Source organism: Ramlibacter sp. (assembly GCF_035706265.1).
Classification (GTDB): Bacteria; Pseudomonadota; Gammaproteobacteria; order Burkholderiales; family Burkholderiaceae_C; genus Ramlibacter.
In genome coordinates this window covers 1-11,265 of the sequence record NZ_DASSVG010000009.1, presented here as the reverse complement: position 1 = coordinate 11,265, position 11,265 = coordinate 1, and the positions used below count along the sequence as shown (strand labels likewise).

Sequence of the window (11,265 nt, the reverse complement as noted above, 5' to 3'; positions counted from 1 at the left end):
TTTTCGCGTCCTTTGCGTTCCTTGCGTCCGGTTGTTTGACTTGCTACCTGCCCTGCTTCTTCAGCCTCGCGTCGAGGCGCGGGAAGACACGGCGCGCGTTGGCTTCGAAGATCGCGTGCTTGTCCTCGGGGGACAGGATCGTCGAGCCGTCGATGTAGCGCTTGGTGTCGTCGTAGTAGTGGCCGGTGGTGGGATCGATGCCGCGCACCGCCCCGATCATCTCGGAGGCGAACAGCACGTTCTTCACCGGGATCACCGTATTGAGCAGGTTGATGCCCGGCTGGTGGTACACGCAGGTGTCGAAGAACACGTTGTTCATCACGTGCGTATCCAGCAGCGGCTTCTTCATCTCCTGCGCCAGGCCGCGGTAGCGCCCCCAGTGGTAGGGGACAGCGCCGCCGCCGTGCGGGATGATGAAGCGCAGCTGCGGGAAGTCCTTGAACAGGTCGCCCTGGATCAGCTGCATGAAGGCCGTGGTGTCGGCGTTGATGTAGTGCGCGCCGGTGGTATGGAAGCACGGGTTGCACGAGGTGGAGACGTGGATCATCGCCGGCACGTCGTACTCCACCATCTTCTCGTAGATCGGGTACCACCACTTGTCCGTGAGCGGCGGCTCCTTCCAGTGGCCGCCCGAGGGGTCCGGGTTGAGGTTGATGCCGACCGCGCCGTACTCGCGGATGCACTTCTCCATCTCGGGGATGCAGGTCTTCGGGTCCACGCCGGGCGACTGCGGCAGCATCGCCACCGGCACGAAGTGCTCCGGGAACAGCTGCGCGACGCGGAAGCACAGCTCGTTGCAGATCGCCGCCCAGGTGCTGGAGACCTCGAAGTCGCCGATGTGGTGGGCCATGAAGCTGGCGCGCGGCGAGAACAGGGTCAGGTCGTTGCCGCGCTCCTTCATCAGGCGCAGCTGGTTGTTGGCGATCGATTCGCGGATCTCGTCGTCGCCGATCTTCAGCTGCGAGGGGCTGGGCTTCTGCGCCGGGTCCTGGAGGGCGGCGATCTGCCGGTTGCGCCACTCCTCCAGCGGCTTGGGCGCCGTGGTGTAGTGGCCGTGGCAATCGATGATGAGGCTCATGTCGTTTTCCTTGCTGCGGGATCAGGCGGGTTCCATGCCGTTGCGGCGCTTGGCCACGGCGGCATCGGGCGAGGCCATGAAGGCGAGCAGCGCGCGCACGGCGTCCGGCTGCTTCGAGCTGGCGCACAGGGCGCCGGCGAAGATGGTCTTGATCTGCACGGCCAGCGGCATCGGGCCGGCGATGGTGATGCCTTCGAGGTGGATCAGCTCGCTGAGTTGCTGGAAGCCCAGCGCCACGTCGCCGCGCGCCACCAGCGAGCCGACCGGCACGCCCGGCGGCGCCTGCACCAGCTTGCCCTGCAGGTCCTGCGCGATGCGCCAGCGCTCGAACAGCTTCACCAGCGCCACGCCGCTGGGGCCGGTGGAATAGCCCACCGTCGGCGCGGCGAGCACGGCGCGCTTGAGCGCCTCCTCGCTCGAGAGGTCCAGGCGCGGCGCACCGGCCTTCACCGCGATGGCGACGCCGGACTCCACGATGTCGACGCGGCTGCCCGCCACGGCCTGGCCGCCCGCGATCAGCTTGTCGATCGCATCGGAGGCGAGCACGACGAAGTCGAAGGGCTCGCCGGCGGCGACCCGCTTCGCGGCATCGACACCGCCGACCGATTCGACCTGCACCCGGGCATCGGTGCGCTGTCCATAGGCCTGCGCCAGTTCGGTCAGCACCTGGCGGGTCGCCATCGAGGAGATTCCCTGGAGCGTCGCAGTCATGGCGCGGATTGTCGGCGCGACCCGGCGGCGCGACCAGCGAAGCCCGTGACTAGCAGGTATATCGCTTCGGCATAATGCCTGCCAAGGTATTCGGATTCATGGACCTGAAGCAGCTGGAGTACTTCGTTCGCGTCGCCGAGCTGGGCAGCTTCACGCGGGCCGCGATCGAGCTCGACGTCGCCCAGCCGGCGCTCAGCCGCCAGGTGCGCCTGCTCGAAGTGGAACTGCGCCAGAACCTGCTGGTGCGCAACGGCCGCGGCGCCGTGCCCACCGAGGCGGGCAAGCTGCTGCTGGAGCACGGGCGCGGCATCCTGCACCAGGTGGAGCGCGCGCGCGAAGACCTGGGGCGCCTCCGTGGCGGGCTGGCAGGGCGCGTCGCGGTGGGGCTACCGAGCAGCGTGGCACGCGTCCTGACGGTGCCGCTCACGCGCGCCTTCCGCGAACAGCTGCCGGAGGCGCGCATCTCGATCAGTGAAGGGCTTTCCGGCGGGCTGCAGGAGGGGCTGGTGAGCGGCCGGCTCGACATCGCCGTGCTGTACAACGCCCAGCCCGCGCGCGAACTGGACCTGGCCCCGCTGCTGGAAGAGGACCTGGTGCTGGTGCGGGCCCGCCCCCCGGGCCTGCAGGAAGACCCGCCGCCGGGCCCGATCCCGCTGGCCGAAGTGGCGAAGCTGCCGCTGGTGATCCCCACCCGGCCCAACGCGATCCGCATGCACGTGGAAGCCGAGATGGCCGACGTCGGCTGCCGCCCGCTGGTGGCGCTGGAGATCGACGGCGTTTCGGCCATCCTCGATCTGGTGCTCGATGGCGCCGGTTGCGCCATCCTCTCGCGCAACGCGGTGCTGAATTCTCCCCGGCCCTCGGCCTACGCCACCCAGCCGATCGGCTCGCCGCCGCTGCGCATCCGGCTCTCGCTGGCCACCAGCCTGCAGCGGCCGGCCACGCCGGTGCAGAAGGCGACGCTGGACCTGATCCGCGCCATGGCCCCTTCGGTCGTGGCGCATGCGCTCTGAGGCGGCGCCATGAAAGAGGCCGCCGCAGCCCGTGAGCTGCCGGCGGCCTGGCGGCCCGCAGGCCGCGTGAATCCCCAGGGCCAAGGGGATGGAGACGCCCTGGGGAGAGGGTTGGAACACCCCCTTCTGAACATGGTAGAGCTGGTCGCCGGTGCGGCCCTTGATGGGCGTCAAGTCACGTTCGGGTTGACCCGAAGGAGATATGTCACTGCCGCGGGATCTTCGCCCGCGCGATGACGTCGCTCCAGCGCCGGATCTCGCTGGCCAGCAGGTTGCCCAGGTCCTCGGGGGTGCTCCAGCGCGCCTCCACGTTGAGGTCGGCGAGCTTGCGTTTGAGCGCGGGGCTGGCCAGCGCCTTCTTCAATTCCGCGTTGAGGCGCAGCAACACGGGCGCGGGCGTGCGGGCCGGCGCGGCCAGCGCGTTCCACGACGCGATGCGCAGGCCGGCGAGCGCGCCGCCGGTTTCGGAGGCGATGGGCACGTCCGGCAGGCCGTCCGGCCTCTTGTCGCCGAAGGTGGCCAGCGCGCGCAGCGCCTTCCCGGTGATCTGCGACTTCACGGGGGCCAGGATCTCCACCGCCGCATCGACCGAGCCGCCGCGCAGCGCGGTGATCACCGCCGGCGTGCCGTTGAAGGGCACCACCTGCACCTCGATGCCGGCGGTGGTCTTGAACAGTTCCGCCGCCAGGTTCTGCGTGCTGCCCACCGCCACGGTGGCGATGTTCAGCTTGCCGGGGTTCGCCTTCGCGTAGGCGAGCAGGTCGCCCAGGCTGCGGAAGCGCGAGTTCTCCGGCACCACGAGCGCGATGTCGAAGGTGCCGAGCAGCGAGACCGGCGCGAAATCCTTCTGCGCCTCGAAGGGCAGCTTCTTGAACAGGCCTTCGCTCACGGCCGTGCCGTTGCTCATGAGAAGCAGCGTGTAGCCATCGGGTTCGGCCTGCGCCACCAGCGAGCCGGCCGTCACGCCACCGGCGCCCGGCCGGTTGTCGATCACGACGCTCTGCCCGAGCTGGTCGGCCAGCATCTGTCCCACGGCGCGGGCCGTGAGGTCGGCCACGCCGCCGGCGCCGAAGGGCACGACGATGCGGATCGGCCGCACGGGCCAGTTGCCTTGCGCCGCCAGCCAGGGCGTGGCGAGCGCGGCGGCCGCGCCCGCGCCGGCCAGCGCGAATCTCCTGCGGGAAAAATCCATCGGCCTATCGTGCCACACCGAGCAGGCGATCCAGCAGCTCGGGGTCGTGGCGCAGACGCAGGGCCTCGTCGGCGTGCACCACCGTGCCGTGGTCCAGCACGATCGCGCTGTGGGAGATGTCGAGGATGGCGAGCGGGTGCTGTTCCACGATGATGGCCGACAGCCCCTCCTCGCGCGTGATGCGCGAGATCGCGCGCAGCAGCTCGCCCACGATGATCGGCGCCAGCCCTTCCAGCGGCTCGTCCAGCAGCAGCAGCTTCGGGTTCACCACCAGTGCGCGGCCCATGGCCAGCATCTGCTGCTCGCCGCCGGACAGCTGGGTGCCGAGGTTGCTCTTGCGCTCGGCCAGGCGCGGGAACATCTCGTAGACGCGTGCCGGCGTCCACGGCCCGGGCCGCGCCACCGCGGTGAGGTTCTCGTGCACCGTGAGCGACTTGAAGATGTTGCGCTCCTGCGGCACCCAGCCGATGCCGGCGGCGGCCCGCTCGTGCGAAGGCAGCTTGTGCAGCGCCACGCCGCCCAGCGTGATGCTGCCGCCATGCTGGCGCGTGGCGCCGGCCAGCGTGTTGATCAGGGTGGTCTTGCCGGTGCCGTTGCGTCCCAGCAGGGCAAGCGTGCGGCCCTGCCCCAGCGCGAAGCCCACGTCGTGCAGGACGACGGCCTCGCCGTAGCCGGCGCTCAGGTTCTCGACGCGCAGCAGTTCAGACATGGAGCGGCTCGTTCTCGTAACCCAGGTACACGGCCTTCACCTGCGGATCGGCCTCGATCTCGTCCGGCGTGCCCTCGGTGAGCACGGCGCCGTTGACGAGCACCGTCATGCGGTCGGCGAAGCTGAACACCAGGTCCATGTCGTGCTCGATCAGCAGCACGGAGACGTCGGCAGGCAGCGCGGCGACGGTCTGCAGCAGCTCCTCGCGCTCGCCGGCCGGCACGCCGGCCACCGGCTCGTCCAGCAGCAGCACGCGCGGCTCGCAGGCCAGCGCGATCGCGATCTCCAGCAGCCGGCGCTTGCCGTAGGCGAGGTGCTCGGTCTGCTGGTTGGCCACTTCGGCCAGCTGGAACTGCTCCAGCAGTTGCTGCGCGCGTTCGGCGACGCCGCCGTCCTTGCCGAGCGAGCGCCACCAGCGGATGCCCAGGCCGCGGTGCTGCGAGATCACCAGGGCCAGCGTTTCCAGCGGGGTCATGGACGCGAACAGCTGGTTGATCTGGAAGGTGCGCACCATGCCGCGGCGCACCCGCTGGTGCGGCGCGAGCTGCGTGATGTCGCGGCCCTCCAGCGTGATGCGGCCCGCGGTCGGCTCCAGCACGCCGGTGAGCAGGTTGATGAGGGTCGTCTTGCCGGCGCCGTTGGGGCCGATCAGGGCGTGGCGGGCGCCGCGCCGCAGCTCCAGGCTCACGTCGCTGGTGGCCACGATGCCGCCGAAGCGCTTGACGAGGCCCTCGCAGGAAAGCACGGTCTCGCTCATGCCTTCTTCCACCAGGTCCAGGGCTTCAGCAGCCGGTCGCGGCCCACGAGCACCAGCACGACGAGGAAGAGGCCCAGCCAGAAGCCCCAATACTGCTGCGTGATGCCGGAGATCCAGTCCTGCATCAACTTGAACACCACGGCGCCGGCCAGCCCGCCATAGAGCCAGCCGACCCCGCCGATCACCAGCATCAGCAGCGTGTCGGCGGAGCGGTGGAACTCGAACACGTCGAGCGAAGCGAAGCCGGACGTCTGCGTGAACAGGCCGCCCGCCGCGCCGGCCATCGCCGCGGCCAGGGTGTAGACCGCCACCAGGCGCGCGTGCACCGGAATGCCGATCGCCATCGCGCGCAGGCGGTTGTCGCGGATCGCCTTGAGTGTGGCGCCGAAAGGCGAGTGCACGATCCGGCGGGCGACGATGAACAGGACCAGCAGCACTGTCAGGGAGTAGTACGAGGCCGTGCGGCCGGCGAGGTCGAACTCGAACTTGCCGAGCACCGGCGAGAACATCAGGCCCTGGATGCCATCGATGCCGTTGGTGAGCCAATCGAGCTTGTTGGCCAGCTCCAGCAGGATCAGCGCCACCCCCAGCGTCACCATCAGGCGCGTGAGGTCGCTGCCACGCAGCACGGTGAAGCTCGCCGCCAGGCCCAGCACCGCCGCCGCGCCCATCGAGACCAGCAGGCCCAGGTGCGGATCCGGATTCACGTGCTTGCAGAACAGGGCCGACGCATAGGCGCCGAGCCCGAAGAAAGCTGCGTGCCCGAGCGACACGATGCCGCCGTAACCCAGCACCAGGTCCAGCGAGACGGCGAACAGGCCCACGATCGCGATCTCGTTGATGATCAGCGCGTGGGTGGGAAAGAGCAGCGGCGAGGCGAAGGCCAGCAGCCACACCACCGGCTCCCAGGCCTTGATGCGGCTCGCCCGCAGCAGGTCGCGTTGCGCGCTCATGCCTTGCCCCCTCGCCGCACGAACAGCCCGTTGGGCTTCCACAGCAGGATCACGATCATCAGGCTGTAGACGATGAAGGCGCCCATCTTGGGGATGTAGTACTTGCCGGCCACATCCGCCACGCCGAGCAGCAGCGCGGCGAGCAGCGGGCCGGTGATCGAGGAGGTGCCGCCCACGGCCACCACGATCAGGAAATAGATCATGAACTTGAGCGGGAACGAGGGGTCGAGCCCCAGCACCTCGGCGCCCAGCGCGCCGCCCAGGCCGGCCAGGCCCGAGCCGAAGGCAAAGGTGGAGAGGAACACCAGGTTGACGTTGATGCCCATGCCGGCGGCCACGCGCTGGTCGTCCACCGAGGCGCGCAGGCGGCTGCCGAAGCGGGTGCGCGCCAGCACGAACTGCAGGCCCACCGTGAGCGCGGCGCAGACGGCGATGATGAACAGGCGGTAGTGCCCCATGCCCAGCGAGCCGATCTCGGTGCGGCCCTTGAGCCATTCCGGCAGCTGCATGATCTGCTGGGTGGAGCCGACGTAGTAGTCGACAGCGGCGACCGCCATGAACACCAGGCCGATCGAGAACAGCACCTGGTCCAGGTGCGGCTTGCGATAGAGCGGCCGGTACAGCGTGCGTTCGCAGACGGCGCCGAGCAGCGCCGAGCCGAGGAAGGCGAGCGGCAGGCAGACCAGGAAAGGCACGTCGGCGCGCTGCATCAGCAGCACGGTGATGTAGCCGCCCGCCATGGCGAAGGCGCCGTGGGCCAGGTTGATGAAGTTCATCAGCCCCATGGTCACGGCGAGGCCGACGGCAAGCACGAACAACAGCATGCCGTAGGCGATGCCGTCGAAGAGGATGGTCAACATGGGGTTGAGCGTACGGCGTTGAGCGTGGAACTGCCTGGTGTCAGGCATTCACGCTCAACGCTGAACGCCTGACGCTCAACCTCACTTCGACTTGCCCGGGTCCTTCACGTCCTTGATGACGTCGAACTCCACGTTCCACAGCTGGCCGTCCTTCTTCTCCACCTTGCGCAGGTAGACGTTCTGGACGATGTCGCGGGTCTGGGCGTCGATGAACACGGGGCCGCGCGGGCTCTCGAAGATCTGGCCCTTCATGGCAGCGATCAGCGCGTCGCCGCCGCCCTTGCCGCCGGTCTTCTTCAGTGCCTCGTAGATCACGCGCATGCCGTCGTAGCCGCCGATGGCCATGAAGTTGGGCCGCAGGTTCTTGTTCGCCTTCATGAACTCGGAGACGAACTTCTTGTTCGCGGGCGAGGGGTGGTAGGCCGAGTAGTGGTGCGAGGTCACCACGCCCAGGGCCACGTCGCCCATGTCGTTCAGCTGGTCGTCGTCCGTCACGTCGCCGGTGCCGATCAGGCGGATGCCGGCCTTGTCCATGCCGCGCTCGCCGAACTGCTTCATCACCGCGGCCCCGGCGCCGGAGGGCACGAACACGAACAGCGCATCGGGCTTGAGATCGCGCACCTTCTGCAGGAAGGGCGCGAAGTCGGGGTTGCGCAGCGGCACGCGCAGCTTCTCCGGCACCTTGCCGCCGTTGAAGACGAAGCGCTCGCTGAAGTACTTCTCGGCATCCAGGCCGGGGCCGTAGTCGGTCACCAGGGTCACCACGTTCTTGATGCCGTTCTTGGGCGCCCAGTCGGCCATCGCCACCGAGACCTGCGGCAGCGTGAAGCTCGAACGCACGATGTAGGGCGAGGCTTCCGTGATGCTGGAGGTGGCGGCGGCCATCACCACCAGGGGCGTCTTCGACTGGGTGGCGATCGGCGCCACGGCCAGCGCCGAAGGCGTGATGCCCATGCCGGCCAGCACGTTCACCTTCTCGTTGACGACCAGTTCCTGCGCCAGGCGGCGGGTCTGGTCCGGCAGGCTGGTGTCGTCGCGCACGATCAGCTGGATCTTCTTGCCGGCGACGGTGTCGCCGTTCTGCGCCATCCACAGGCGCGCGGCCGCCTCGATCTGGCGGCCGGTGGTGGCCTGCTGGCCCGTCATGGGCAGGATCAGGCCGATCTTGAACACGTTGTCCTGGGCCAGCGCGAGGCCGCTGGCGCCCAGCAAGGCCACGGCCGCCGCGGTCTGGAGAAGGGTTCTCTTGTGCATGGCGTTGGATCTCCTTTCGTTGTTGGTGCGCGCGCGCAGGCCGAAGCCGGCGCGGAGAGCGTCGGTGCGATTCTGAGCGCGCAGCCCGCTACCGCAAACCGCCGCCGCGTCTAGCAGTTATGACGCTTTGCGATAGCGATGGGCGCGATATTACCTTTGGCGAATGAAGGCCCTTCTCGTGCGCGCCGGCGCCTGCCGCCCTGCCTGTATACATCAGAGCAATTCGTATGCGTCAAATGCGCTTATTGATCGGGGTAAACCCGCGTTCAAAGCGCGATTCTGTATACATACAGCGGGCCCCTCGCCATAATCCGGCGCCATCGAATCCCTTCCGCCGCCCTCTTCCCATGTTTCCCAAGAACGCCTGGTACGTCGCCTGCACGCCTGACGAAATCGATGACAAGCCCCTGGGGCGCACCATCTGCAACGAGAAGATCGTGTTCTATCGCGGCAGCGAGGGCCAGGTCGCGGCGGTGGAGGACTTCTGCCCGCACCGCGGCGCCAAGCTCTCGCTCGGCTTCGTCTGCGAGGGCAATCTCGTGTGCGGCTACCACGGCCTGGTGATGGGCTGCGACGGCAAGACCGTCTCCATGCCCGGCCAGCGCGTGCAGGGCTTCCCGAAGATCCGCGCCTACCCCGTGGTGGAGCGCTACGGCTTCGTGTGGGTCTGGCCCGGCGACGCCGAAAAGGCCGACCCCGCGAAGATCCACCACCTCGAATGGGCGGAGGATCCCGACTGGGCCTACGGCGGCGGCCTGTACCACATCGCCTGCGACTACCGCCTCATGGTCGACAACCTGATGGACCTGACGCACGAGACCTACGTGCACGCCACCAGCATCGGCCAGAAGGAGATCGACCAGACGCCGGTGACGACCAGGACCGAAGGCGAGCACGTGATCACCAGCCGCTTCATGGACAACGTGATGCCGCCGCCCTTCTGGCGCGCCAACCTGCGCGGCAACCACCTGCCCGACGACCAGCCGGTGGATCGCTGGCAGGTCTGCCACTTCCTGCCGCCCAGCCACGTGATGATCGAAGTGGGCGTGGCCCTGGCCGGCAGGGGCGGCTACCACGCCGACCCGAAGGACAAGGTCTCTTCGATCGTGGTGGACTTCCTCACCCCCGAGACCGAAACGAGCATGTGGTACTTCTGGGGCATGGCGCGCAACTTCAACCCGAAGGACACCAACCTCACGGCGCAGATCCGCGAAGGCCAGGGCAAGGTGTTCGCCGAGGACAAGGGCGTGCTGGAGGCGCAGCAGCGCAACCTGCTGGACTACCCGGCACGCCGCCTGCTGATGCTGAACATCGACGCCGGCGGCGTGCAGGCGCGCAGGATCATCGACCGGCTGCTCGCCGCCGAACAGCCGCCGCAGCAGCAGGCCCCGGCATGACGCAGATCACCGTCAAGGTCGCGCGGCGCACGCAGGAGGCGCTGGACATCGCCAGCTTCGAGCTGGTGAAGCCGGACGGCTCGGCCCTGCCCGGCTTCAGCGCCGGCTCGCACATCGACGTGCAGCTGCCCGGCGGCCTCACGCGCCAGTACTCGCTGTGCAACGACGCGGCGGAGCAGCACCGCTACCGCATCGCCGTGCTGCGCGACGCGCATTCGCGCGGCGGCTCGGCCGCGATGCACGAGCAGGTGAAGGAAGGCGACACGCTGGCCATCAGCGAGCCGCGCAACCACTTCCCGCTGGTGCATGCGCAGCGCACGCTGCTGCTGGCCGGCGGCATCGGCGTGACGCCGCTGCTGTGCATGGCGCAGCGGCTCGCGACCGCGGGCGCCGACTTCGCGCTGCACTACTGCACGCGCTCGCCCGAGCGCACTGCGTTCCGCGACGAGATCGCGGCCTCGCCGTACGCCGGCCGCGTGCGGTTCCACTTCGACGACGGCGAGGCGGCGCAGAAGCTGGACCTCGATGCCCTGCTCGGCGAACCCGATCCGGGCACGCACATCTATGTGTGCGGCCCCACCGGCTTCATCGAGTGGGTGGTGAAGACGGCCGAGCGCTTCGCCTGGAACAAGGAGCAGGTGCACCTCGAGTACTTCGGCGCCGCGCCGCAGGACACGCAGGGCGACCGCGCCTTCCAGGTCAAGCTGGCCGGCAGCGGCGCCACCTACGAGGTGCCCGCGGACAAGACCGTGGTGCAGGCGCTGCAGGCGCACGGCGTCGAGATCCTCACCTCCTGCGAACAGGGCGTGTGCGGCACCTGCCTCACGCGCGTGCTGCAGGGCGAGTGCGACCACCGCGACCTCTATCTCACCGACGAGGAGAAGGCGAAGCACGACCAGTTCACCCCCTGCTGCTCGCGCGCGAAGGGCCCGCTGCTCGTGCTGGACCTATGATTGGCGAAACACAGGAGACCCCACCATGATGCAACTCCCCGCCCGCTACGACCACGTCGGCAGCTTCCTGCGCCCGAAGTACCTGCTCGAAGCCCGGGCGCAGAAGGCCAAGGGCGAGATCACCCCCGAGCAGCTGCGCAAGGTCGAAGACCAGGCGATCGCCGAGATCGTGAAGTTCCAGGAAGACCTGGGCCTCAAGAGCATCACCGACGGCGAGTTCCGCCGCACCTACTTCCACATCGACTTTCTCGAGCAGCTCGGCGGCGTCAAGACCGACATCCCGGTCACGATCAAGAAGCCCGACGGCACCGAGGAACTCGCGCCGCCCGTGATCCGCGTCATCGACAAGGTGCGGCATGCCAGGGACATCCAGCGCGCCGACTTCGAG

General features: G+C 68.6%; 11 protein-coding genes and 1 pseudogene. 4 read left to right on the top strand and 8 right to left on the bottom strand.

Features of this window, described 5'->3' with window-relative positions; translation table 11 throughout:
- Window positions 1–43: 43 nt before the first annotated feature.
- Together VFM98_RS00325 and VFM98_RS00320 are read right to left on the bottom strand one after the other, a co-directional pair.
- A complete protein-coding gene (locus tag VFM98_RS00325; protein ID WP_325107889.1) occupies window positions 44–1,078 on the bottom strand; it encodes an amidohydrolase family protein in 1,035 nt (344 codons plus the stop codon).
- A gap of 21 nt (window positions 1,079–1,099) precedes the next feature.
- On the bottom strand, window positions 1,100–1,789 hold the full coding sequence (locus tag VFM98_RS00320) for a substrate-binding domain-containing protein (RefSeq protein ID WP_325107888.1): 690 nt from the start codon (window positions 1,787–1,789) through the stop codon (window positions 1,100–1,102).
- A gap of 98 nt (window positions 1,790–1,887) precedes the next feature.
- Here VFM98_RS00320 and VFM98_RS00315 point away from each other — a divergent pair, with 98 nt between their 5' ends.
- Complete coding sequence (locus tag VFM98_RS00315; RefSeq protein ID WP_325107887.1) at window positions 1,888–2,802, top strand: LysR substrate-binding domain-containing protein; 915 nt, start codon at window positions 1,888–1,890, stop codon at window positions 2,800–2,802.
- Between the two features lie 205 nt (window positions 2,803–3,007).
- Here VFM98_RS00315 and VFM98_RS00310 read toward each other — a convergent pair whose 3' ends face one another.
- The 6 genes from VFM98_RS00310 to VFM98_RS00285 all read right to left on the bottom strand — a co-directional run bounded on the left by VFM98_RS00310 (window position 3,008) and on the right by VFM98_RS00285 (window position 8,527).
- Window positions 3,008–3,994, bottom strand: coding sequence for a tripartite tricarboxylate transporter substrate binding protein (locus VFM98_RS00310; protein ID WP_325107886.1), 987 nt, complete (start codon window positions 3,992–3,994; stop codon window positions 3,008–3,010).
- Between the two features lie 4 nt (window positions 3,995–3,998).
- The gene (locus VFM98_RS00305; protein WP_325107885.1) at window positions 3,999–4,703 is read right to left on the bottom strand and encodes an ABC transporter ATP-binding protein; all 705 of its coding nucleotides are present in this window, start codon (window positions 4,701–4,703) and stop codon (window positions 3,999–4,001) included.
- Window positions 4,696–5,460: an ABC transporter ATP-binding protein gene (locus tag VFM98_RS00300; RefSeq protein ID WP_325107884.1), complete on the bottom strand. Its 765-nt coding sequence runs from the start codon at window positions 5,458–5,460 to the stop codon at window positions 4,696–4,698. Before VFM98_RS00300 ends, VFM98_RS00305 begins: the two co-directional genes overlap by 8 nt.
- Window positions 5,457–6,413, bottom strand: coding sequence for a branched-chain amino acid ABC transporter permease (locus VFM98_RS00295; RefSeq protein ID WP_325107883.1), 957 nt, complete (start codon window positions 6,411–6,413; stop codon window positions 5,457–5,459). The genes VFM98_RS00300 and VFM98_RS00295 overlap by 4 nt, the downstream gene beginning before the upstream one ends.
- Entirely contained in the window at window positions 6,410–7,273 is an 864-nt protein-coding gene (locus tag VFM98_RS00290; protein WP_325107882.1) for a branched-chain amino acid ABC transporter permease, read from the bottom strand. The genes VFM98_RS00295 and VFM98_RS00290 overlap by 4 nt, the downstream gene beginning before the upstream one ends.
- A gap of 81 nt (window positions 7,274–7,354) precedes the next feature.
- Window positions 7,355–8,527: an ABC transporter substrate-binding protein gene (locus VFM98_RS00285; protein WP_325107881.1), complete on the bottom strand. Its 1,173-nt coding sequence runs from the start codon at window positions 8,525–8,527 to the stop codon at window positions 7,355–7,357.
- A gap of 347 nt (window positions 8,528–8,874) precedes the next feature.
- On the opposite strand from VFM98_RS00285, the gene VFM98_RS00280 reads away from it, so the two are divergent.
- The 3 genes and pseudogenes from VFM98_RS00280 to VFM98_RS00270 all read left to right on the top strand — a co-directional run.
- A complete protein-coding gene (locus VFM98_RS00280; RefSeq protein WP_325107880.1) occupies window positions 8,875–9,924 on the top strand; it encodes an aromatic ring-hydroxylating dioxygenase subunit alpha in 1,050 nt (349 codons plus the stop codon).
- Complete coding sequence (locus tag VFM98_RS00275; RefSeq protein ID WP_325107879.1) at window positions 9,921–10,877, top strand: PDR/VanB family oxidoreductase; 957 nt, start codon at window positions 9,921–9,923, stop codon at window positions 10,875–10,877. The genes VFM98_RS00280 and VFM98_RS00275 overlap by 4 nt, the downstream gene beginning before the upstream one ends.
- A gap of 25 nt (window positions 10,878–10,902) precedes the next feature.
- Window positions 10,903–11,265 (top strand): annotated as a pseudogene (locus VFM98_RS00270) (5-methyltetrahydropteroyltriglutamate--homocysteine S-methyltransferase); the annotation flags it as partial.

Coding starts and splice junctions, on each gene's coding strand:
- VFM98_RS00310 (WP_325107886.1), bottom strand. CDS start 3,994: ATGGATTTTTCCCGCAGGAGATTCGCGCTGGCCGGCGCGGGCGCGGCC.
- VFM98_RS00325 (WP_325107889.1), bottom strand. CDS start 1,078: ATGAGCCTCATCATCGATTGCCACGGCCACTACACCACGGCGCCCAAG.
- VFM98_RS00275 (WP_325107879.1), top strand. CDS start 9,921: ATGACGCAGATCACCGTCAAGGTCGCGCGGCGCACGCAGGAGGCGCTG.
- VFM98_RS00315 (WP_325107887.1), top strand. CDS start 1,888: ATGGACCTGAAGCAGCTGGAGTACTTCGTTCGCGTCGCCGAGCTGGGC.
- VFM98_RS00295 (WP_325107883.1), bottom strand. CDS start 6,413: ATGAGCGCGCAACGCGACCTGCTGCGGGCGAGCCGCATCAAGGCCTGG.
- VFM98_RS00305 (WP_325107885.1), bottom strand. CDS start 4,703: ATGTCTGAACTGCTGCGCGTCGAGAACCTGAGCGCCGGCTACGGCGAG.
- VFM98_RS00290 (WP_325107882.1), bottom strand. CDS start 7,273: ATGTTGACCATCCTCTTCGACGGCATCGCCTACGGCATGCTGTTGTTC.
- VFM98_RS00285 (WP_325107881.1), bottom strand. CDS start 8,527: ATGCACAAGAGAACCCTTCTCCAGACCGCGGCGGCCGTGGCCTTGCTG.
- VFM98_RS00300 (WP_325107884.1), bottom strand. CDS start 5,460: ATGAGCGAGACCGTGCTTTCCTGCGAGGGCCTCGTCAAGCGCTTCGGC.
- VFM98_RS00280 (WP_325107880.1), top strand. CDS start 8,875: ATGTTTCCCAAGAACGCCTGGTACGTCGCCTGCACGCCTGACGAAATC.
- VFM98_RS00320 (WP_325107888.1), bottom strand. CDS start 1,789: ATGACTGCGACGCTCCAGGGAATCTCCTCGATGGCGACCCGCCAGGTG.